22 protein-coding genes and 4 tRNA genes are annotated in these 22,833 nt (G+C 42.6%); 25 read left to right on the top strand and 1 reads right to left on the bottom strand.

From position 1 onward, the window contains the following. The first annotated feature begins 26 nt into the window (after positions 1 to 26). From FBF61_RS24305 to FBF61_RS24260, 10 genes are all read left to right on the top strand, one after another. Positions 27 to 1,913 carry a cytochrome c oxidase subunit I gene (locus tag FBF61_RS24305; protein WP_138482211.1) on the top strand — a complete coding sequence of 629 codons (1,887 nt, stop codon included), beginning with the start codon at positions 27 to 29 and terminating at the stop codon, positions 1,911 to 1,913. A gap of 28 nt (positions 1,914 to 1,941) precedes the next feature. Then, positions 1,942 to 2,910, top strand: a complete 969-nt coding sequence (locus FBF61_RS24300; RefSeq protein ID WP_229215198.1) for a COX15/CtaA family protein — start codon at positions 1,942 to 1,944, stop codon at positions 2,908 to 2,910. A gap of 26 nt (positions 2,911 to 2,936) precedes the next feature. Next, entirely contained in the window at positions 2,937 to 3,830 is an 894-nt protein-coding gene (gene cyoE, locus FBF61_RS24295) for a heme o synthase (protein ID WP_229215197.1), read from the top strand. Positions 3,831 to 3,848: 18 nt separating this feature from the next. Then, positions 3,849 to 4,436, top strand: a complete 588-nt coding sequence (locus FBF61_RS24290) for a cytochrome c oxidase subunit 3 (protein WP_138482207.1) — start codon at positions 3,849 to 3,851, stop codon at positions 4,434 to 4,436. Positions 4,437 to 4,449: 13 nt separating this feature from the next. Beyond that, entirely contained in the window at positions 4,450 to 5,220 is a 771-nt protein-coding gene (locus FBF61_RS24285) for a cytochrome c oxidase subunit 3 (RefSeq protein ID WP_138482204.1), read from the top strand. A gap of 29 nt (positions 5,221 to 5,249) precedes the next feature. Beyond that, complete coding sequence (locus FBF61_RS24280; RefSeq protein WP_138482202.1) at positions 5,250 to 5,579, top strand: cytochrome C oxidase subunit IV family protein; 330 nt, start codon at positions 5,250 to 5,252, stop codon at positions 5,577 to 5,579. A 12-nt stretch (positions 5,580 to 5,591) separates the two neighbouring features. After that, a complete protein-coding gene (locus tag FBF61_RS24275; protein ID WP_138482200.1) occupies positions 5,592 to 6,221 on the top strand; it encodes a hypothetical protein in 630 nt (209 codons plus the stop codon). A 2-nt stretch (positions 6,222 to 6,223) separates the two neighbouring features. Beyond that, on the top strand, positions 6,224 to 6,763 hold the full coding sequence (locus tag FBF61_RS24270; RefSeq protein ID WP_138482198.1) for a DUF420 domain-containing protein: 540 nt from the start codon (positions 6,224 to 6,226) through the stop codon (positions 6,761 to 6,763). 23 nt (positions 6,764 to 6,786) lie between these two features. Further along, on the top strand, positions 6,787 to 7,038 hold the full coding sequence (locus FBF61_RS24265) for a CAMCR motif-containing small membrane protein (protein WP_510185893.1): 252 nt from the start codon (positions 6,787 to 6,789) through the stop codon (positions 7,036 to 7,038). Between the two features lie 75 nt (positions 7,039 to 7,113). Continuing rightward, the gene (locus FBF61_RS24260) at positions 7,114 to 9,636 is read left to right on the top strand and encodes a glycosyl hydrolase (RefSeq protein ID WP_138482194.1); all 2,523 of its coding nucleotides are present in this window, start codon (positions 7,114 to 7,116) and stop codon (positions 9,634 to 9,636) included. 2 nt (positions 9,637 to 9,638) lie between these two features. On the opposite strand, the gene murI is transcribed toward FBF61_RS24260, so the two are convergent. After that, positions 9,639 to 10,448 carry a glutamate racemase gene (gene murI / locus FBF61_RS24255; protein WP_138482192.1) on the bottom strand — a complete coding sequence of 270 codons (810 nt, stop codon included), beginning with the start codon at positions 10,446 to 10,448 and terminating at the stop codon, positions 9,639 to 9,641. A 266-nt stretch (positions 10,449 to 10,714) separates the two neighbouring features. Here murI and FBF61_RS24250 point away from each other — a divergent pair, with 266 nt between their 5' ends. The 15 genes from FBF61_RS24250 (at position 10,715) to rpoB (ending at position 22,753) form a co-directional block, all read left to right on the top strand. Next, the gene (locus tag FBF61_RS24250) at positions 10,715 to 11,305 is read left to right on the top strand and encodes an RNA polymerase sigma factor (RefSeq protein ID WP_138482190.1); all 591 of its coding nucleotides are present in this window, start codon (positions 10,715 to 10,717) and stop codon (positions 11,303 to 11,305) included. Then, positions 11,286 to 12,098, top strand: a complete 813-nt coding sequence (locus tag FBF61_RS24245) for a hypothetical protein (protein ID WP_138482188.1) — start codon at positions 11,286 to 11,288, stop codon at positions 12,096 to 12,098. The genes FBF61_RS24250 and FBF61_RS24245 overlap by 20 nt, the downstream gene beginning before the upstream one ends. A gap of 11 nt (positions 12,099 to 12,109) precedes the next feature. Then, entirely contained in the window at positions 12,110 to 13,204 is a 1,095-nt protein-coding gene (locus FBF61_RS24240) for a hypothetical protein (RefSeq protein ID WP_138482185.1), read from the top strand. A gap of 164 nt (positions 13,205 to 13,368) precedes the next feature. Continuing rightward, positions 13,369 to 13,451: transfer RNA gene (locus FBF61_RS24235), tRNA-Tyr, on the top strand. Between the two features lie 55 nt (positions 13,452 to 13,506). After that, positions 13,507 to 13,579, top strand: a tRNA-Gly gene (locus tag FBF61_RS24230). Positions 13,580 to 13,664: 85 nt separating this feature from the next. Continuing rightward, a tRNA-Thr gene (locus FBF61_RS24225) sits at positions 13,665 to 13,736 on the top strand. Positions 13,737 to 14,149: 413 nt separating this feature from the next. After that, the gene (tuf, locus tag FBF61_RS24220; protein WP_138482183.1) at positions 14,150 to 15,337 is read left to right on the top strand and encodes an elongation factor Tu; all 1,188 of its coding nucleotides are present in this window, start codon (positions 14,150 to 14,152) and stop codon (positions 15,335 to 15,337) included. A gap of 101 nt (positions 15,338 to 15,438) precedes the next feature. Then, positions 15,439 to 15,509 (top strand) — tRNA-Trp (locus FBF61_RS24215). 16 nt (positions 15,510 to 15,525) lie between these two features. After that, entirely contained in the window at positions 15,526 to 15,717 is a 192-nt protein-coding gene (gene secE / locus FBF61_RS24210; RefSeq protein ID WP_056291150.1) for a preprotein translocase subunit SecE, read from the top strand. A 37-nt stretch (positions 15,718 to 15,754) separates the two neighbouring features. Continuing rightward, positions 15,755 to 16,309, top strand: a complete 555-nt coding sequence (nusG, locus tag FBF61_RS24205) for a transcription termination/antitermination protein NusG (RefSeq protein WP_015812908.1) — start codon at positions 15,755 to 15,757, stop codon at positions 16,307 to 16,309. Positions 16,310 to 16,385: 76 nt separating this feature from the next. Continuing rightward, entirely contained in the window at positions 16,386 to 16,835 is a 450-nt protein-coding gene (gene rplK, locus FBF61_RS24200; RefSeq protein WP_138368218.1) for a 50S ribosomal protein L11, read from the top strand. A 32-nt stretch (positions 16,836 to 16,867) separates the two neighbouring features. Then, on the top strand, positions 16,868 to 17,566 hold the full coding sequence (rplA, locus tag FBF61_RS24195) for a 50S ribosomal protein L1 (protein ID WP_138482181.1): 699 nt from the start codon (positions 16,868 to 16,870) through the stop codon (positions 17,564 to 17,566). A gap of 1 nt (position 17,567) precedes the next feature. Next, positions 17,568 to 18,098: a 50S ribosomal protein L10 gene (gene rplJ, locus FBF61_RS24190; RefSeq protein WP_138482179.1), complete on the top strand. Its 531-nt coding sequence runs from the start codon at positions 17,568 to 17,570 to the stop codon at positions 18,096 to 18,098. Between the two features lie 90 nt (positions 18,099 to 18,188). Then, positions 18,189 to 18,575, top strand: coding sequence for a 50S ribosomal protein L7/L12 (rplL, locus tag FBF61_RS24185; protein ID WP_031528319.1), 387 nt, complete (start codon positions 18,189 to 18,191; stop codon positions 18,573 to 18,575). A 314-nt stretch (positions 18,576 to 18,889) separates the two neighbouring features. Continuing rightward, a complete protein-coding gene (gene rpoB, locus FBF61_RS24180) occupies positions 18,890 to 22,753 on the top strand; it encodes a DNA-directed RNA polymerase subunit beta (RefSeq protein ID WP_138482177.1) in 3,864 nt (1,287 codons plus the stop codon). Positions 22,754 to 22,833: the final 80 nt, after the last annotated feature.

Raw genomic sequence — 22,833 nt, 5'->3', positions numbered from 1 at the left:
TAATAATTTAAATACATTTCAAGTATATGTCAGCTATTGAAGGATTGGAAACAGCTCATCATCACCATGAAGTGGAGCATGAACATCATCATGAAGAGCAAAACTTTTGGCAGAAGTATATATTTTGTGAGGATCATAAGGTCATAGCCAAACAATATCTGATTACCGGTATTTTGTGGGCGGTGATAGGAATTTCGATGTCCGTTATCTTCCGGATCCAATTGGGATTACCGGATTCTAACTTGTCATGGCTCAAACCAGTTTTGGGAGGTTGGATCAGTGATTCGGGCAAGCTTGACCCTAATTTTTATTTGGCTCTTGTTACAATGCACGGTACGATCATGGTATTCTTTGTGTTGACGGCAGGGCTAAGTGGTACGTTCAGTAATTTTCTGATTCCGTTGCAAATCGGTGCTAGGGATATGGCGTCAGGGTTTATGAATATGCTCTCGTATTGGTTTTTCTTTCTTGCCAGTGTGATCATGTTTGTGTCATTGTTCCTGCAGGCAGGTCCGGCGGCCGGTGGTTGGGTAATTTACCCGCCTTTAAGTGCTTTGCCGCAAGCGCATCCGGGTTCAGGAATGGGTATGACCTTGTGGTTGGTTAGTATGGCGCTTTTTATTGTATCTCAGTTATTAGGGGGGATCAATTATATAACAACGGTGATTAACCTGCGTACACGCGGTATGTCGTTTGATCGTCTGCCTCTGACGATCTGGTCATTCCTTATTACAGCTGTGTTAGGGTTGATTTCGTTTCCTGTTCTATTGTCTTCTGTATTGTTGTTGATTTTTGACCGCCATTTCGGAACAAGTTTCTATCTGTCGGATATATATATCAATGGTGAGGCGTTGCCGAACGTTGGTGGTAGCCCAATCCTTTTCCAACATTTGTTCTGGTTCCTGGGGCACCCTGAGGTTTATATCGTTCTGTTGCCAGGATTGGGGATAACTTCTGAGGTAATTGCTACCAATGCTCGTAAGCCAATATTTGGTTATCGTGCGATGATCGCTTCCATGTTGGGTATTGCGTTCCTAGCCTTTATCGTATGGGCCCACCATATGTTTGTAACTGGTATGAATCCATTCCTTGGATCTGTGTTCATGTTCCTGACTCTGATCATCGCAGTACCTTCTGCGGTTAAAGGTTTTAACTATATAACGACACTGTGGAAAGGAAATATCGTCTTCACGCCGGGAATGCTGTTTTCTATTGGGCTTGTCTCTCTTTTTGTATCGGGAGGTCTTACAGGAATTATATTGGGTAATAGTGCATTAGATATCCAACTTCACGATACCTACTTTGTGGTTGCCCACTTTCACCTAGTAATGGGGGCTGCTTCCGCATTCGGGCTTTTCGCAGGAGTTTATCACTGGTTTCCAAAGATGTTCGGTAGAATGATGAACACCACTTTGGGTCAAATCCATTTCTGGTTTACCTTCGTTGGTATCTACCTTATCTTTATACCCATGCACTACGTTGGTATAGCAGGTTTCCCGCGTCGGTATTACCAATTCACGAGCTACGATTTCACTCATAAATTTATGGACATGAATATGTTCATTTCTGTAGCGGCGATATTCTCTTTCCTTGCGCAATTCATTTTCCTCTGGAATTTCTTTTACAGTATTTTCAAAGGAAAGAGAGCTCCGCAGAATCCGTGGCGTTCGAATACATTGGAATGGACCGCACCAATCGTTCCTGGTCACGGTAACTGGGACGGCGAGATTCCGGCAGTGTATCGCTGGTCTTATGATTACAGCAAGCCTGGAGCAAAAGAAGATTTTATTCCACAAAATATTCCTTATTCTCAAACATTGGAATCTAACTTGCCACATGAGAATGAACTGATTTCCACGGAGAAAGTGATTGAGTCACAAAACTTCAATGACCAGTTTAAGTCCTCGCATTGAGTCAAGCGCCAATCGCCGATTTCGGCGATTGGCGTTAAACACTGTAATTACACTCTATTTTCTGATTGTTGCCGGTGGAGTTGTGAGAAGCACGGGTGCGGGTATGGGTTGCCCCGACTGGCCTAGGTGTTTCGGTAGATGGGTTCCTCCCACTGAGGTGTCTCAGTTACCAGTCAATTACAAGGAAATTTACGGCGCGAAGCTAAAGGGTGAGGTAATTTTTAATCCCACCAAGACTTGGATTGAATATGTTAACAGACTCCTGGGTGCATTCACAGGAGTTATGATATTCCTCACTTTGCTTGCGGCTATACCTTTTCTGAAATCCAGTCATAGGCATATATTTTTCCTGAGCGTTTCTGCATTTGTTTTAGTGGGTGTTCAGGGATGGCTTGGGGCAAAAGTTGTTTCCTTTGAATTGTTGCCGGTTATGGTAACATTACATATGCTTCTGGCCATAGTTATTGTATTTCTGTTACTGTATCTATTCACCTGGGCCGGTTATACTGCAAATGTGGTTGAAAAAGGAAGGCCGCATGATGCTGCCCTGAACAAGATTGGAGTGGTTGTTTTGACATTGTCGGTAATACAGATTTTGTTGGGAACACAGGTGAGAGAGGTTATGGATGAGGTAATAGCAAGATTAGGGTATAGTGAAAGGGCAAGGTGGATAGATGGTTTGGGGGCGATATTCTACTTTCATCGATCGTTCTCAATTGCAGTTTTAGCAATTAACGTTCTTTGGATTGTTAGAATCCGAAAATCAGCTGGTGCGGGTTCTCCACAAAGTAAAATTGCCTCTGTGTGCATGTTAATCCTAATAATTGAATTGATAAGCGGGTTGGCTATGGCCTATTATGGAGTACCGGCATTTGCTCAACCGCTTCATCTTGTTTTAGCTATTTTGATGATAGGTCTGCAGTTTGTGATTTGGTTACTTGTAAATGGAGAACGTTTTCTACGAACGGAGAATGGTTTGAAATTTGAAATAAGTTAAGGAGTAAATTGTAAATATTTTGGTTGATGATATCTGCGGAAGAGAGCTTAGGAGGATTTGATAGGGTAAAGGAAAGGCTAGGAGTTCTGTTTGAATTGTTGAAATTCAGGCTGGCTTCTCTGATTGCATTTTCAGGGGCAATGGGCTATTGCCTTGGTGCGACTAAGGTTATCTGGACGGAAATGGTGCTATTCGTTGTTGCCTCAATTGGCATCACTGGCGCGGCTAACATAATCAATCAGATCCTGGAAAAGGACTATGATAAATTGATGAAGAGAACCTCTTCAAGACCGTTGCCAAGCGGGAGGATTTCCGTTGAACAGGCGATCGTTTGGGCAGTTTTTTTGGGAGTAGTCTCGTTGTTTATTTTTGTATCGGTTTTTAATTTAAGTACAGGACTCATATCCTTACTTTCATTGGTACTTTATGGTTTTGTTTATACTCCGCTAAAAAGGGTTGGACCGATTGCAGTTTTTGTGGGGGCATTTCCAGGGGCTTTTCCTCCGATGATAGGCTGGGTTGCTGCTACAAATCATTTTGGTCTCGAGCCGGGTATTTTGTTTGCGATTCAGTTTTTCTGGCAGTTTCCGCATTTTTGGGCGATTGCATGGGTTTTGGATGAAGATTATAAAAGGGCTGGTTTTAAATTGTTGCCGGCAAATGGTCTTAAGGATTCTGACACGACCTTGCAGATCATGATCTATACGCTGTTTCTGCTACCAATTGGATGGTTACCTTATGAACTTGGCATGACCGGTATCAATTCCGCTTTCGTGGCTACTATATTCGGCGTCTTGTTCCTTGCGCAGACCTTTCACCTGATGAGAACTTGCACGGATAAAACGGCACGTCAGTTGATGTTTGGGTCTTTTATATATTTGCCGATAGTTCAGATCGCATTTTTATTGGATAAATTGTGAAATTGATTAAAGTACGAAATGGAAAGCGTTCATCAATATAAAGTAGATAAGGAGCCGCAGGAAACATTGGCAATGGATCCAATGAAGTTTATTCTGTGGTTGTTTTTGGTAAGTATTATCATGCTTTTTGCTTCTCAAACAAGCGCTTATCTTGTTCGCAGAGCAGAAGGTAACTGGCTGGAATTCGAAATGCCGAAGATATTCTGGTATAGTACTGTGGTACTTTTGCTTAGCAGCATTGCGATGCAATGGGCCTATTTCTCGGCAAAAAAAGATCAGTTCAAACAATTGAAAATAGCAATTTCTATTACTTTTGTACTAGGCCTGGTATTCCTGGCGATGCAGTTTGAAGGTTGGAAGCAGCTGGTGTCTATGAATGTTTATTTTGTCGGCAACCCTTCCGGATCGTTTTTTTACGTGTTTACAGGTTTACACGGATTTCATATCATTAGCGGCCTTATCGTGCTGTTTTTTTCATGGATGGCTGCTTTTCGTTTGAACGTTCATGCCAAAAATCTGAGGAAGATACAGATTTGCGTTACTTATTGGCATTTTTTAGATATACTCTGGTTATACCTTTTTGTTTTTTTATTGACTTTTAATTAATAATTTTTAATCGATGGCTGCAAATGTAACAACACCTGGCGCGGTAGAACCCAAAATGTGGTTGGGGGGAATTGAGCCTATGAAAGCAAGTTACGGAAAACTGATGATGTGGTTTTTCCTCATCTCGGATACGTTTACTTTCTCCGCCTTATTGGTGGCATACGGCACAGCGCGGTTTAGTTTCCCGGCTTTTTCCGGCGAAGCAGCAGATTTTACATTTTCCAACATGTACTGGCCTATTCCTGAAAAGGTGTATGAGGCGGTACCATTTCTTCATGGAATTTCATTACCGCTGGTATTTGTAGGTATCATGACTTTTATACTTATCGCTAGTAGTGTAACTATGGTACTTGCGGTTGAAGCTGGTCACCGTATGGACCGTGCGAATGTTGAAAAGTATATGCTTTGGACAATCCTCGGCGGATTTACATTTTTAGGCTGCCAGGCGTGGGAATGGGCTCACTTTATTCACGGAACTGATGCCGGAAGTGTTATGAAGGTGATTGAGAACGGAACGTGGATTGAGAAAACTGTTTTCGGCGCAAACCTCACCGAAAATCAATACGGTCCTCCTGCATTCGCCGATTTCTTTTTCTTTATTACTGGATTTCACGGAACCCACGTTTTCAGTGGTGTAATATTAAACATACTTATTTTCTTCCGTTCCGCTACCGGATTTTACGATAAAAGAGGAAGTTATGAAATGGTAGAAAAAGTTGGTCTTTACTGGCACTTTGTCGATTTAGTGTGGGTGTTTGTATTTACATTCTTTTACCTGGTTTAAATCATTAAATAATATTAATTCAAAGTCAGATGTCAGAAGTACACCATATTCATAATCAGGATCCAAACGCGGGCGCAGAGCAACGTAAAGCGATATGGAAAACGTTCTGGATCCTATTGATCCTTACCGCGATCGAATTCGTAATCGCATTCACAGTCCCTCACGGCGTTCTGAAGATCTCAATTTTCATCGTGATGACGATTGTGAAAGCGTTTTATATTGTGGGTGAATTTATGCACTTGAAGCATGAAACCAAGTCGTTGATCTGGTCGATATTAGTGCCGATTATTTTTGTAGCGTGGTTAATATTGGCGCTCTTGCTCGAAGGGCACGCGATTTTTAGCGCGATTTTTGACTAGTACCAGAGAAATATGAAAAAATCTCGCAAAGCCGGATTGCTAATTGTAACATTGGTAATTCCGGCTTTGATTTTTACTTTCTTGCAGTTCTTTGCCGACAACCATTATGATCTGCCATATTACCACCCGCTAGTCGCTCCAAATGGAAGTGTAGTTGATGAGAGGGGAGATACGGTATATCAACAGTTTGCGAAACTGACTTTAAAGCAAGACAGTACCAGAGATACTCTAAGTAAGAAACTCATTGGACAGGTGACTGTCGTAAGCTATTTGCCGGCAGAATGTCGTGACACTTGCAAACTCGTTTTGTCCCAATTGGAAAGAATTGAAGGCCTGCGTAAGGAAATTCCCGAATTGACTATTTTGACGTTGGCGGAAAAGGGTGCTGAAAAGTCGGCTGATGATGGGTGGAAAGTGATATATGCAGATCGGGAGAGTATAGAAAGATGTTTGAAGGAACTGCGTTTTCAAACGGTTATTCCAAAAAGCAAGACGAGTGGCTTAAAAAGTAAACTTGTCCTTTTAGACAAAAAGGGATTTATCAGAGGATATTACGATGGCTCTGATGCACCGGAAATTGACCGTTTGATGGCCGAAATCAAGATATTGGATTACGAAGAGAAATTAAAAAAACGCCTGTGAACATGGCAACATTAGTTTTAGAAAAGAAACCAAAATACGAGCGTATAATCAACATCCTGGCTGTAGTAATTCCATTGGCTGTGGCTGCCTTGTTGGGAATCAGACAAAAAATAGATCTCGGTTCATGGACTAAGGTTTTACCACATGTTATTGGTGTAATCAATACATTGACAGCTGGGTTTCTGCTTTTAGGGTACTATTATATCCGTAAGAATGACAGAAATGGGCATAGGAAAGCTATGACAGCTGCATTTGGATTGGGCGCTGTTTTTCTGGTTTGCTACATATTATACCATATTTCAAACGAATCTACGCCGTTTGGAGGAGAAGGGTTTGTCAGGCCTGTTTATTATTTTCTGCTGATATCTCACATTTTACTTTCCATCGTGGTCGTCTGGTTTGTGCTTCGTGCAGTGTATTTCGGATATACAAATCAATTGCCACAGCATCGGAAAGCGGTGAAATGGGCTTTTCCTATCTGGCTTTATGTCAGTGTCAGTGGTGTTATCGTTTATCTAATGATTAGTCCTTACTATGTATGAAAAAGCTGGCGATATTTTTAGGCATGTTTGTTCTCTTTATTTTGACTGCTACCAACACATGGGCCCAATGTGCAATGTGCCGTGGATCAGTGGAGAGTTCGATGGGAAATGGAAGAAATAATGTTGGAGTAGGACTTAATACAGGCATCATGTTTTTGTTTGTCATGCCTTACCTTCTTGTTGCGGTAATTGGTTACTTATGGTATCGTAACAGCAAAAAGGCGCAGCAAGAGCGGCAATTTGTTACAACTAGGGTAAAGCAAGCCTTTCCATAGCGAAATATTTAGTTTATTTTAGAAGCGAAGCCCGGAGCGGTTTCGCTTTTTTTATGTCATTAAAATATGTACACTATGCGTAGGCTTCTCTTTGTGCTGATATATATGAGTACTCAGGTTATTTACGGCCAAAAAATTTCCACTGCCAAACCCTGGACGTACTGGTGGTGGATGGGCAGTGCGGTTACGAAAAATGACATTACAGCGCAGCTGACTTATTTTGAGAAGTCGGGATTAGGCGGAGTGCATATTATCCCCATTTACGGTGTCAAGGGTTATGAGAACAAGTCAATCCCTTTTTTAAACGCAGATTGGATTGACATCATGCAATTTACAGTTCGTGAAGCCAAGCGACTTGGAATTGGTGTAGACATGACAACCGGTACGGGCTGGCCATTTGGAGGGCCAAATGTGAGCCCGGCTATCGCTGCGAAGAGTATGTCTGTTGACGGCGGGAAATTTGTTACTGAGCTCACTAACCAAAAAGTAAAACGTTCTGCTCCTGGGGGCGAAGGCTTGGTACTTGATCCATTCCATCCAAAGGCCATGTCGTCATATTTAAGTCGGTTCGATTCTGCTTTTGCCAATGTAAGAGATCGGCCAAGATCTATGTACAATGACTCGTATGAAGCGTACGGGGCTAACTGGACGGTAGATTTCGAGGAGCAGTTTAACAAACGGCGAGGATATAATCTGAAGGATGTTCTGCGGTTTTTGACAGATACCACCCGAAACATCGAAGCGGACAGGGTAAGGATAGATTATCATCAAACCCTTGCTGAGCTGTTGCGAGAACGATACGCTCATCCATGGACTCAGTGGAGCCGTGAGCGGGGTTTTCTGACAAGGTATCAGGCACATGGTTCACCAGGTAATTTGTTGGACTTGTATGGAGAAGCTGATATTCCGGAGACAGAGTCGTTCGGGACAAGCCGGTTTGAAATCCCGGGGCTTCGGATAGATCCCGATTATTCCATCGATCAATTTGGTACACCCAATCCGCTGGCTATGAAATTTGCATCCTCAGCTGCTCATTTTTATGGCAAGAAACTTGTAAGCTCAGAAACCGGGACGTGGCTGGCAAATCATTTTAAGGTTTCTCTTTCTCAAATTAAACCGCAGATTGACGAGCTTTTTACAGCCGGTGTCAATCATATATTCTACCATGGCACCACTTATTCCCCTTCCAGCGAACCTTATCCCGGCTGGCTCTTCTATGCATCAACTAATTTCGGAAGCAGCTCACATTTCGCCGGACAATTTTCTTTACTAAATAAATACGTACAGCAATGTCAGGAACGCTTGCAGCAAGGTCGGCCTGATAATGATGTTTTGGTGTATTTCCCAATCCATGATTTGTGGGCTACACCTGGCAAGTCTGCCGGAGGGGTACATTTGCTGGAAGTACATCACGTTGACAGATGGCTTCTAGATCTGCCTTTTGGTAAATTAACCACGAAATTGTGGAAGGAGGGTTATTCGTTCGACTATGCATCAGACTTGCAGATTGGCAAGCTGCGTGTTGGGAAAAATGGTGAGTTATCATCCGGACATGCTGTATATAAGGCCTTACTTATCCCTTCCAGTACCTATATGCCGCAAGAGACTCAAAAGCACTTGATCAGCTTGGCAAAAGCTGGTGCCCGTATTGTTTTTGAAAACAATTTGCCGTCCAGAGTTACCGGATATGTGTTGGGGGAAAAGAGGCAGAAAGTTTTTAACGGAGAAATGAAGGCGCTTGAAAAAATGGCGGGAGTGAGTGTAACCGACGACTGGCGTGAAGCACTGGGGAAATATGGCGCTGGGCCGGAAACGTTATCTCAGAAGGGGCTTACATTTATAAGGAAAAAAGGAGTTGACGGACAGCCCTATTATTTTATATCCAATCTTGGAAATACTTTCAAGGAAGATTGGATTACCCTGAATAGTACAGGAGTTTATGAAAAGTTCGATCCAATGGCCGGAACGTCACAAATCGCTTCCCGAAAAGCGCGTGATAAACGGGAATTCTTTTTATCATTGGCTCCGGGACAATCCTGCTTCTTAAATCCCATCGCTGGATCAGCAGAGGTTCCATTTGTGAAAAATGAATACCAGGAATTGCCAATTACAGGAGAATGGAAATTTAAGTTTTTAAATGGTAGACCAGCATTCTCAGAAATTTTTAAACTGAATGCTCTTGACTCGTGGACACTACTTTCGGATTCGGCCGAATATTTCTCCGGCACTGCTTCCTACGAAACGACGTTTAGTGTGCCCGAGCATATTCTTGCCGATAAGACCTTTAAATTGAACCTGGGAGATGTAAGAGAGGTAGCGTCGGTTAAAATCAATGGGCAGCATGTTGGTACGGCCTGGTGTATTCCGTTTGAACTGACTATTCCTTCATTGCTGCTTAAAACAAAGGAAAACCTTTTGGAAGTAGAGGTGACAAACTTGTCGGCTAACTACATGCGGCTGAGGGATCGGCAGGTGCCGGATTGGAAAAAGTTTTATGATATTAATATCGTTGATATCACTTACAAAAGATTTGACGCGTTAAATTGGAAGCCCATGCCCTCTGGGTTACTTACACCAGTAAAACTTGTTTACTATTGATATCATTCCCACAACGGATAATGTTCCAGCTGAATTTGACGGCCAAAAAAGATATTGGTAGACTGTTCAAATGAAAGCGTATAGTCGGACACATAAAACTGCCTTTTGCCTTCTCCTTTTTCATTTGTCAGATAATGTTGCTCTAGCCAGGCCCTTAATGAGTGAGCTACAATTTCGGAGGTATCCAAGATTTCAACGTTTTCACCGTAAAATTTCCGGATCTGATTTTTAATGAGCGGGTAATGTGTGCATCCCAAAATGAGTGCTTCAATACCTGAGAGCGACGCGTCTGAAAGATAGCTGGTAATGATACTTTCGCTGATATTATTGTCAAAAAAACCTTCCTCAATCATCGGGGCGAGCAGGGGAGTAGCCAGCGATTTCAGATCGATATTTTTGCATAATGCATCAACTTTTTTCTTGTATACATTGGAAAGAACAGTTTGTTTCGTCCCGATAAGCCCGATTGTCTTGCCATTGTAATGTTCCTTGATATAATCTACAACTGGATCAATTACATTCATCACTTTCGCCTTACTGCCAACATATTCACGAACAAGTTCATAAGCAGCAGCCGAAGCCGAGTTACAGGCAATCAAAATCAATTTACAATTCTGCTGAAGGAGCATATTGCATATTTTAATAGCATATGCCTGAATGGCCGCAGTTGACTTATCACCGTATGGCAGGTGAGCTGTATCGCCAAAATAGATCGTATTTTCCTGGGGTAAAAGTCTTGTAACAGCGCTGGCAACAGTCATACCGCCAATTCCGCTATCAAAAATTCCAATGGGAGCAGAAGAATCAAGCATCGGGAAATAATTTGTATTTTATATTCCTGCCAAAGCTAAAAGATCGGAATTGATATTTTTTTTAAAGTTTGATATAATCTTAAAATTTAGTCGAAAGAAGTATCAGGTCAAGCTTAATTTGCTGTATTGTAATTTGTTATAAATTAATGAAGGTTGAGATAGTTGATTGTCCAAACCGATACCAGGACGAGACTTTAAAAAAAGTATGAGCCCTACGCAACCTCTGTGGGAAGAATAGGCATCTTGATAACGAAACCACCAAAAGAATGGGTCGAATTTTATCATTGTTTAATCAGGAAGGACAGCTTGTTAAAGCGCTCGGGAGAGATGATCCCAAGGCGCAGCAACAAGTGTATGATAAATATAGTCGCCGAATGTTTGCGTTGTGTTTTCGTTACATATGCGATGAAATGGCCGCGGAAGATGTGATGATCGAGGGGTTTTTGAAGGTTTTTGGAAAAATAAGTCAGTTCAATAGCGAGGGAAGTTTTGAGGGATGGATACGTAGAATTATGGTTAATGAGGCACTTGGCTACCTTCGAAAGCAAAAGAGGATGCCCGAGGATACATTATCGGATGAGGCAGCCAGTATCCCGGATTATTTGCAGGCAGATCAAAATCTGGAAACTGAGGAGTTATTGAATCTGATAGAAAAGCTGCCCATAGGTTACCGGACAGTTTTTAACCTTTACGCAATTGAAGGGTACGCGCACATTGAAATTGCACAGATGCTCGGGATAACTGAAAGTACTTCCAAATCGCAGTTGCATCGTGCAAGGGCACAATTGCAACAGTGGATTTCGGATTGGCAAAATGATTTTAAAAAAAAAGTAGAATATGAAAAAGCATCCAGTTGATGATCTTTTCAATCGTAGGCTTACAGGGCAGGAGAAGCAGCCTTCGCCCTCGGCTTGGTTAAAAATAGCCAAAGAGGCAAGGTCAAAGCCATCGGCGCCGGGCTGGATATGGTATGCCGCGGCCAGTGTAATTGTTGCGCTGTTAACAGGTTATGCGATCTGGGAAAATAACGATCCGGATACCCGACCAGCTTCGCTGGCTAATAATGTTGCGCCACCTGTTAATGACGATCAACCGGTTATCGCGGATTTGACTGATAAAGACTCACTACCTATCGTTAGTGCGGAAAACAAAAAGCCAACGACGATTGTCGCTGCGAAAATTGCCAAACGTCAGGCTCGGGAACAGTTTAGTGTCTCGCAAGAAATTATAACCGACAACAAAAAAATAGACGATCCTCAAAAAGAGGTTTTTGCGGGTGACTTGAAAGAGATTCCTTCAGCCGATATTGATCAGAAAACTGGCGAAATAAATCCACTGGAGATGAAAGCCATTGCAGGTATACCACTTGTCAAGAAATCAAGTGAAATGCAAGATGAAGTTGAGCCATCGCGGACGGTAGTTGTCGTAATAGATACGGACAACAATGGTTTTCAAAGTAAGCCAAAGACTTCCAGGTTTTCGAAGGTATTCAGGCAACTGAAAAATGCGAGAGCCGGCGAAAGGGTTGATTGGGACGAATTGGGTTTTGATCCTAAGGTGTTGGTAGCCAGAGTAGATGATCGCCTGCGTAACGGCGAAGAAAAAGTTTCAGAAAAATATCATAACATAAAAGAGAAAACAAAACTGTAATCTGTTAAGCCATGAAAAATAAATTCTATTTCGCCTGGATATTCTCTTTCCTATTTACTGGGGTTAGTGGGTACGGAGGGGTAACATTTTTAGAAAAAAATCCGTCAGATAAGGATTCTATTATCGTCACATTTGGAGCTAAAACCCGCATGATTATCTATGGTGAAAATCGCGAGGATCTGGATAAGATTATGGCCTATGATCTCAACGCGCTATTGAGGGATTTGAAAATCAGGCTTGATAGCACTAGTGCAGATACAACTTACTTGCGGGAAGAATTTAATGGTAGCAGATATTTGAAGGACTCATCTCAGAAAAGCGAGAAGGATTATGTGCGGATAGGTCTTCGGGGTATTCATATCAAAGACGGGGATACAGAGGTGACGATTAACGCGAAAGGGGTAGAAGTTAAGGACGACGGAGCCGATTCTACGTACAGAAGGACAGGGAAACGTTTCTACCGCTCTGGTAGGAATTCAAGTCCGAGGAAGGGTTTTAACATAGCACTGGGGCTCAATACATACGGGGTCAACAAATCCACTTTGGGTTATAATAAGGATGACTATGGTCTTCGACCATTTGGATCTCGTTTTATAAGCCTTGGTTATATAGCTAGCTCAACAATTGTACGAGGAGAGAATGCCCGGTTGCACCTGGATTTTGGGGTAGACTTTTCCTGGTACAATTTAATGTTTGATGGAAATAACACGGTAGCCAAAGGTCCAGATAAGGTAGACTTTCCTCTTGTAACTGACGATGATGGCAATGAGATAGAGATGAAAAAAAGTAAATTGACAGTACCTTACGTCAATCTCTCGTTCATGCCGACTGTAAGTTTTCCGCATGCATTTATTTCATACATCAGTGCCGGTGTGTATGGAGGATACAGACTGGGCAGTTACACGAAACTGAGGGCAGAGGGTAGCAAGGATGTAAACCGTGTTCGTGAGAATTTTTATATTGAAGATTTGCGGTACGGAATCGGAGCAGAAATAGGCATTAGAAATTTTCCGGATTTTTTCGTCAATTATGATTTGAACGGGCTTTACACGGATAACAAAGGTCCGGCAGTAAAAATGCTCAGCTTTGGAGTAAGATTATTTTGATTGAAAAAAGCAACAATAGTGGCTCTGGACAGCTTTTTTTTCCGGGGCCGCTATTTTTTATTTATTTTTTTTCAAAAGAATTTGAGAATTTCAGAAAAGGGTATAATTTTGCGACTCCAAAAAGTGAAACAAGCGGTTTTCACGGTTGTGTTGAAATGTTGTTTGGGGGTGTACCAGAGCGGCCAAATGGGGCAGACTGTAAATCTGCTGGTGTATGCCTACGGTGGTTCGAATCCATCCGCCCCCACAGTTTGTGCCAAATTTCCTCTTGTTATTACCAGTCAAGAAAGGCAAAAACAAATGCGGAAGTAGCTCAGCTGGTAGAGCGATAGCCTTCCAAGCTATAGGTCGCGAGTTCGAACCTCGTCTTCCGCTCATTTTTAAAACACCGTAAGCGATCAGCGAAAACATTCATATTGATACTTTTTCGCTGATCGCTTTTTTGGCTGTTTAACGTTTCGCCGTTGTAGCTCAGGGGTAGAGCACTTCCTTGGTAAGGAAGAGGTCAGGGGTTCAAATCCCCTCAATGGCTCAGAAAGAGTTTGAATTATTGAGTAGACGAGCACTTCCTTGGTAAGGAAGAGGTCAGGGACGGTCCGCCGCGCGGTTCAAATCTCCTCAATGGCTCGAAAGGGTTTGAATTATTGAGTAGAGGAGCACTTCCTTGGTGAGGAAAAGGTCAGGGACGGTCCGCCGCGCGGTTCAAATCCCCTCAATGGCTCGAAAGAGTTGGAATTATTGAGTAGAGGACCACTTCCTTGGTAAGGAAGAGGTCAGGGACGGTCCGCCGCACGGTTCAAATCCCCTCAATGGCTCAGAAAGATTTTTGGTTCTTTGTATTGGTTTAATTGATTTTGAAGTGCTTGGCAAGTGTAAGCTAAACAGGATCAATCATTAGTGTTTAATAAATTCGTAATAACTTTTAATTTTAAGCGTACTTAAGTCATGGCAAAAGAGACGTTTGACCGCTCGAAACCCCACGTAAATATTGGTACTATCGGGCACGTTGACCACGGTAAAACTACCCTTACTGCTGCTATCACAACTGTGTTGGCGAAAAAGGGTTTAGCAGTACTTCGCGATTTCTCATCAATTGATAATGCTCCTGAAGAGAAAGAGCGTGGTATCACAATTAACACATCTCACGTAGAGTACGCGACAGCAAACCGTCACTATGCACACGTTGACTGTCCAGGTCACGCGGATTATGTGAAGAACATGGTTACAGGAGCTGCGCAGATGGATGGAGCAATCATCGTAGTTGCTGCGACTGACGGTCCTATGCCACAAACTCGTGAGCACATCCTTTTGGCTCGCCAGGTAGGTGTTCCTCAACTCGTTGTATTCATGAATAAAGTGGATATGGTTGATGATCCAGAACTTCTTGAGCTTGTTGAAATGGAAATTCGTGAGCTTTTGAGCTTCTACGATTATGATGGAGACAACATTCCTGTTATCCAAGGTTCTGCTTTGGGTGGATTGAATGGCGAAGAGAAATGGGTTAAAACGATTGAAGAATTGATGGACGCTGTTGATAGCTACATTCCAATTCCTCCACGTATGACTGATCTTCCTTTCCTTATGCCTGTTGAAGACGTATTCTCGATCACTGGTCGTGGTACTGTGGCAACTGGTCGTATCGAGCGTGGTGTGATCAACTCTGGTGAGCCTGTCGATATCCTTGGTATGGGTGCAGAAGGTCTTAAATCTACCGTTACTGGTGTTGAGATGTTCCGTAAGATCCTTGACCGTGGAGAAGCTGGAGACAACGTAGGTCTTCTACTTCGTGGTATCAATAAAGAAGATATCCGTCGCGGAATGGTTATTTGCAAGCCGGGTTCAGTGAAGCCTCACGCTGCTTTCAAAGGCGAAGTTTATGTGCTTTCGAAAGAAGAAGGTGGACGTCACACTCCATTCTTTAACAAATACCGTCCTCAATTCTACTTCCGTACCACGGACGTAACTGGCGAGATCACACTTCCTGCAGGGGTTGAAATGGTTATGCCTGGTGATAACATCACAATTGACGTAAAATTGATCAATAAGATTGCTATGGAGAAAGGTCTTCGTTTCGCAATCCGTGAAGGTGGTCGTACAGTAGGTGCTGGTCAGGTAACAGAAATTCTTGACTAATTAGTTAAAAAGCAATAGCAAGTGCATTTCTACAAGGAATGCACTTGTTTTTTGTAAATAAATTGTATCTTTGCAGCCCGAAAGAAAAGGTTGCATGATAAACGGGTGTAGTTCAAGGGTAGAATAGCGGTCTCCAAAACCGTTGATGGGAGTTCGAATCTCTCCACCCGTGCATAATAAAAAAGAAAATGGAAAAGTTTACTTCTTTTTTGAAAGCGTCTTGGGAAGAAATCACCCAGCATGTAACATGGCCTCCTTTCAATGAGCTTCAGGCTAACACGACATTAGTGCTTGTCGGATCGCTCATATTTGCCTTGGTGGTAGGTGTGATGGATTTCGTTTTTGAAAATGCACTGAAACTGTTTTATCAGTCCTTCTAAGAGTGTTTTTTTATTATAGCGGCAACCCCAGAATGGTATGAGTAGTTTAAATTGGTTTGTATTGAGAGCGGTGTCTGGACAAGAGAAAAAAATCAAGTCCTACATTGAAAATGAAATAACACGTCAAAAATTAAATGAATTCGTTCCGCAAATTCTTATACCGTCTGAGAAGATATATGAGATGCGTAATGGAAAGAAACGTGTTAGGGAAAAGAATTTTTTTCCTGGATACATTATCATTTCTGCCGATTTATCAAAGGGTGAAGTGTTGCATATAATAACCAGCATTCCTGGAGTAATTGGTTTTCTCGGGAACGCTGAAGGAAACTCAAAAGTACCAGTGCCCCTTCGTCAGTCAGAAATCAACAGAATTTTAGGTAAAGTTGATGAAGCAGAACAGCATGAAGAGGCTCCTAGTATGTCATTCATCAAAGGTGAAACCGTGAAGGTTGTTGATGGTCCGTTCAGCGGATTCATCGGTTTGGTGGAAGAAGTATTCGATGAGAAGAAAAAACTCAATGTAGTTGTAAAAATATTCGGGCGTAATACACCCGTGGAACTCAGTTACGCACAAGTAGAAAAGGATAGTTGAAAGAATAACGGGCAGGGTAAGCTTCCACTTGCATGTGAGCCGTTAATCAATCAATGAACCGACAAATTACAAAACAATGGCAAAAGAAATAGGTGGATACGTCAAACTACAGGTAAAAGGTGGCCAAGCCAATCCTTCACCTCCAATCGGTCCTGCACTAGGATCGAAAGGTTTGAATATCATGGAGTTTTGCAAGCAATTCAATGGCCGTACCCAGGATAAAATGGGTGTGGTATTGCCGGTAGTTATTACTTACTATAAGGATAAGTCTTTTGACTTTGTCATAAAGACCCCCCCGGCCGCGATTCTGCTTCTGGAAGCATCAAAAGTTAAAGTTGGTTCGGCTCAGCCCAACCGCTTGAAAGTAGGTTCGGTATCATGGGATCAGGTTCGTACGATCGCTGAGACAAAAATGCCGGATTTGAACTGCTTTACAATTGATTCTGCGATGAAAATGATAGCGGGAACGGCTCGTAGTATGGGTATTACCGTAGCAGGCAAAGCCCCGTGGGAAGAAAACAACTGAGCGTTATAAAATACGCCTAAGAAACAAAGAACATGGGAAAATTGACCAAAAAGCAAAAAGAGGCGCTTTCGAAATTTGACGCAAATCAAGCCTATTCCCTTGAACAGGCAGCGGATGTACTTAAGACGATTTCTTATACCAAATTTGATTCTTCCGTCGATATAGACGTTCGCTTGGGCGTTGACCCTCGGAAAGCAGATCAAATGGTACGTGGCGTGGTGACATTGCCACACGGAACCGGAAAGGAAGTTCGTGTATTGGTTTTGTGTACTCCTGACAAGGAGGCAGAAGCGAAAGAGGCAGGAGCAGATTATGTTGGTCTTGATGAGTATATCCAAAAGATAGAACAAGGCTGGACTGACATAGATGTTATCATCACAATGCCAAGTGTAATGGCAAAAGTGGGACGGTTAGGTAAGGTATTAGGCCCTCGTGGATTGATGCCAAACCCTAAATCAGGAACGGTAACTCCGGACGTGGCGAAAGCTGTGAAGGAAGTGAAAGCAGGTAAGATTGATTTCAAGGTTGACAAAACTGGAATTATTCATACAAGTGTTGGTAAAGTTTCCTTCGGAAATGAACAGCTTGTTCAGAATGCTCAGGAAGTTATCAATACTTTGGTTCGCCTTAAACCATCTTCGGCAAAAGGTACTTACGTAAAGAGCATTCACTTGTCAAGCACGATGAGCCCGGGTGTTACTATTGATAAAAATACGATTCCAGGATTATAATATGACACGGGAAGAGAAAGCAGTAATTATAGACGAATTGAGTCAAAAATTCGCTAGCACTCCATACTTCTATATTACCAGCGCAAACGGAATGTCCGTAGGCGAGGTAAATACACTAAGAGGCCTTTGCTTCGAACGTGGTATCGAGTATCGTGTTGTGAAGAATACATTGATTAAGAAAGCACTAGAAACATTAGATACGGACTATTCCTCTTTTGACGAAGTGTTGAAAGGATTTTCCGGAGTAATGTTTCACCCGGAGTCAGGTAAAGTGCCTGCACAATTGATCAAAGAATTCAAAAAGAAGTCAGGTAGTGACAAGCTTAAATTTAAAGGAGCTTCTGTTGACACTGCGATCTTCGTTGGTGAAAGCCAGCTTGACGTTCTTATCTCTCTTAAATCGAAACAAGAATTGATTGGAGAAGTGATCGGATTGTTGCAATCGCCTGCTAAAAATGTTATCGGTGCTCTTTCAAGCGGCGGAAACAAATTGGCTGGTATACTGAAAACTTTATCTGAGAAAGAAGACTAATTAGATAGCCAGGCTTAGCTCTCCGGGTAATTAAAAAATAGGAGCTTTTAAAAATCATCTTATTGTATAATCAAAAAAATCTAAATAAAAATGGCAGATTTGAAAGCTTTCGCAGAACAGCTTGTTAACCTAACGGTTAAAGAAGTGAACGAATTGGCTACAATTCTTAAAGACGAGTACGGTATTGAGCCTGCGGCTGCTGGTGCAGTTATGGTAGCAGGTCCTGCCGCTGGCGGTGGCTCAGATGCTCCTGCTGCTGAAGAAAAAACATCTTTTGATGTGATTTTGAAATCAGCTGGTGCAAGCAAGCTTGCGGTCGTGAAATTGGTTAAAGACCTTACTGGTCTTGGGCTGAAAGAAGCGAAAGAACTTGTTGACGGTGCTCCTAAACCTGTAAAAGAGGGAGTTGCTAAGGACGAAGCAGAAGCTTTGAAAAAACAACTTGAAGAAGCAGGTGCAGAAGTTGAAGTGAAGTAATTTGCTGCTCAACAACAACCTATAATTCGAATGAATAGGCCTGGCACTCGTCAGGTCTTTTCCTATTTTGCATATATACCAAACGAAAACGTTCTTTTTGACGTTAAATAAGATAGTCCACTACTGTGGTCATTATCTACCTTCTTTAAATAATCTGTCCGAAACACTTCTTTACTCGTAGAAAAGATAGAAAAGGGGCGGTTATTTTTTCTTCTACGAGGCATTAGATTAGGTTAAAACTAATTAATACCATGCGTATAGTAAAGGTTACTTCAACGCATTAGTTTTTCTGCTAACCCAAATCAAACATAGCCTTGGCTACACTTAAAGCAACACCTAGAAAAAATTTCTCAAGGATTAATCAGATCATCGATTATCCGGATCTTTTAGGAATTCAGGTACAATCGTTCCGGGATTTTTTCAGTCTGGATACGTCGGTCGAAGATAGATCAGGGGAAGGATTGTACAAAGTTTTCGCTGAAAACTTTCCAATTGCGGATTCGCGCGACAATTTCGTGCTGGAGTTCATCGATTACCTCCTTGAACCACCAAAGTATTCTGTCGATGAATCCATAGACCGTGGTCTGACTTACGCAGTGCCACTAAAAGCAAAATTGCGATTGATCTGCAATGATGCGGATCATGAGGAATTTGAAACCATTGAGCAGGAAGTTTTCTTGGGAAATATTCCTTACATGACCGAAAGAGGTTCTTTCGTAATCAATGGTGCTGAGCGTGTTATCGTTTCGCAATTGCACCGTTCACCAGGGGTATTCTTCTCCATGAGCAAGCATACAAATGGTTCTAAATTATATTCTGCGCGGATTATTCCTTTCAAGGGTTCATGGATTGAATTCTCAACAGATGTGAATAATGTGATGTATGCGTACATCGACCGTAAGAAAAAATTCCCGGTTACAACACTTTTAAGAGCAATCGGTTTTGGTTCTGACAAAGATATTCTCGACTTGTTCGGTTTGTCTGAAGAAATCAGTGCCACTCCTGCTAACCTGAAAAAAGCTGTTGGCCGTCGTTTGGCTGCGAGGGTTCTTCGCACCTGGACAGAGGATTTCGTGGATGAAGATACAGGAGAGGTTGTTTCGATTCAGCGTAACGAAGTTTTGCTGGAGCGTGATTCAACCATATCTCCTGATGATATCGAAGTGATTGTGGAGTCTGGACAGAAATCTGTTATTCTGCATAAAGAGGATATGAATGTGGCGGATTATAATATCATTTATAATACGTTACAAAAAGATAGCTCAAACTCGGACAAAGAAGCCGTTGAGCAAATTTACCGCCAGCTGCGTAACGCAGAAGCACCGGACGAACAAACAGCACGTGATGTAATTCAAAGCTTGTTCTTCAGTGACAAACGTTATGACCTTGGTGACGTTGGCCGTTACCGGATCAACAAAAAATTAGGATCTGATACCAGTCTTGACGTTCGTGTATTGACTACTGGCGATATCGTTTCCATCGTGAAATATTTGATCGGTTTGATCAATGCAAAGGCAGTAGTGGATGATATTGACCACTTGTCAAACCGTCGTGTTCGTACCGTTGGAGAGCAACTTTATGCTCAGTTTGGTGTAGGTCTTGCTCGTATGGCGCGTACTATTAAGGAGCGTATGAACGTACGTGATAACGAAGATTTCAAGCCTGTTGATCTGATCAACGCGCGGACTTTGTCTTCGGTGATCAACTCTTTCTTTGGTACAAACCAGTTGTCTCAGTTTATGGATCAAACCAATCCATTGGCTGAAATCACGCACAAACGTCGTATGTCGGCACTTGGGCCTGGTGGTCTTTCTCGTGAAAGAGCTGGTTTTGAGGTTCGTGACGTTCACTACACGCACTACGGGCGTCTGTGTACGATTGAAACTCCTGAGGGACCGAACATTGGTTTGATTTCTTCACTTTGCGTTTTCGCCAAAGTAAACGGAATGGGTTTCATCGAAACTCCATATCGCGTTATCGATGGTTCGGGTAAGCTTACTAATGAGCTTATCTATATGACTGCTGAGGAAGAAGATTCCAAATATATCGCACAGGCAAACGCATCTGTCGATAAAGACGGAAACTTTACAGTAGAGAAAATCAAGACACGTTTTGAGGGAGATTTCCCGATGGTAGATCCTTCACAAGCATCTTACATGGACGTTGCGGCTAACCAAATTGTATCGGTTGCAGCTTCGTTGATTCCTTTCCTGGAGCATGATGATGCTAACCGTGCCCTGATGGGGTCGAACATGCAGCGTCAAGGTGTTCCATTGTTGCGCCCACAGGCTCCTATCGTTGGAACAGGTCTTGAAAAGCGTGTAGCAATGGATTCACGTGCACTGGTTGTTGCAGAAGGCGACGGTGTGATCGAATATGTAGATGCGACTAAAATCGTTGTGAAATATGATCGTACAGATGCAGATCGTTTGGTAAGCTTTATCGATGACAGCGTTTCTTACGATTTAGTGAAATTCCGTCGTACCAACCAGGATACCTGTCTTAACCTTCAACCAATGGTTTTAAAAGGCCAGAAGGTTTCAAAAGGTGAGGCACTTTGCCAGGGATATGGCACAGAAGGTGGAGAATTGGCACTTGGACGTAACCTTTTGGTTGCTTTCATGCCATGGCAGGGATACAACTTTGAGGATGCGATTGTGATTTCTGAAAAAGTTGTCCGTGACGATATCTTTACTTCTATTCACATTGAGGAGTTTGAACTTGAGGTTCGGGATACTAAACGTGGAGAAGAAGAATTAACTGCTGAGATTCCTAACGTAAGTGAGGAAACTGTTAAAAACCTTGATGAAAACGGTATCGTACAAGTTGGTACTGAGGTAAAAGAAGGTGATATTCTGATTGGTAAGATCACTCCAAAAGGAGAGTCGGATCCTACCCCGGAAGAAAAACTTCTTCGTGCCATCTTTGGAGATAAGGCTGGTGACGTGAAAGATGCTTCCAAAAAAGCACCGCCGTCAATGAAAGGTGTTGTTATCGATACAAAGCTTTTCTCTCGCCCAACTAAGGAAGAGCGTGCTAAACACAAAGATGAATTACGTCTTTTGATGAAGAAATATAGCCGTGAGCTGACTCAGCTTCGCGGACGTATCATCGAAAAGCTGGTTGAGCTGGTGGATGGCAAAACTACACAAGGTGTAAAACATAAATTTGGAGATGAGTTGATTTCGAAAGGGATGAAGTTCAACGTGAGAAATATCTCCGAAAACCTTTTCCCTGCGAATAACCCATACCGCGATGAAAGCCAGTATGCGGTTGCCGAGGAGGTAAACCTTATCGGTGATGTATTGACGGATTCATGGACTGAGGATGCTGATACAAATGCACAGGTATCTTTGGTTCTGAAAAATTACCTGAATGCCCGTAGCGAATTGATGGGCCGCTTCAAGCGTGATCGTTTTGCTCTTGAGGTTGGAGATGAGCTTCCGGCAGGTATCGTTAAACTGGCAAAAGTATATATCGCTAAGAAACGTAAATTGAAAGTTGGGGATAAAATGGCGGGTCGTCACGGTAACAAGGGGGTTGTTGCCCGTATTGTTCGCGACGAAGATATGCCATTCCTTGAAGACGGAACGCCGGTTGATATCGTGTTGAACCCACTTGGGGTACCTTCTCGTATGAACATCGGTCAGATTTACGAAACTATTCTTGCCTGGGCTGGTTTGAAATTGGGTCGCAGATATGCAACTCCGATTTTTGATGGAGCCACAGAAGCAGAAGTAGCAGCTGAATTGAAAGAAGCTGGTTTGCCGGATTGGGGACGTACTTATCTCTACAATGGATTGAGCGGAGAGCAGTTTGACCAGCCAGTTACTGTTGGTTTGATGTATATGATGAAGCTGGGTCACCTTGTCGACGATAAGATGCACGCCCGTTCGATCGGACCGTATTCGCTTATCACGCAGCAACCTTTGGGTGGTAAAGCACAATTCGGAGGTCAGAGGTTCGGAGAGATGGAGGTTTGGGCACTGGAAGCGTTTGGTGCATCCCATATTCTTCAAGAAATCCTTACTGTAAAATCTGATGACGTGGTAGGTCGTGCCAAAGCATACGAAGCAATCGTGAAAGGTGAAAACCTTCCGAAACCGAATATTCCGGAGTCCTTCAACGTACTTGTCCACGAGCTTCGTGGATTGGCTTTGGAGATTACGCTGGACTAATTTATAGTCGTGGCGCCGAAAGGCGCCAGAAATGCAATAAAAAATTGAGTTTCGACTTATAGACAAACGACTTTTTAATT

It is taken from the genome of Dyadobacter bucti (assembly GCF_005869225.1).
Lineage (GTDB): Bacteria > Bacteroidota > Bacteroidia > Cytophagales > Spirosomataceae > Dyadobacter > Dyadobacter bucti.
Note: the sequence above shows the minus strand (reverse complement) of the source record. Positions and strands in the feature narration are given on the sequence as shown.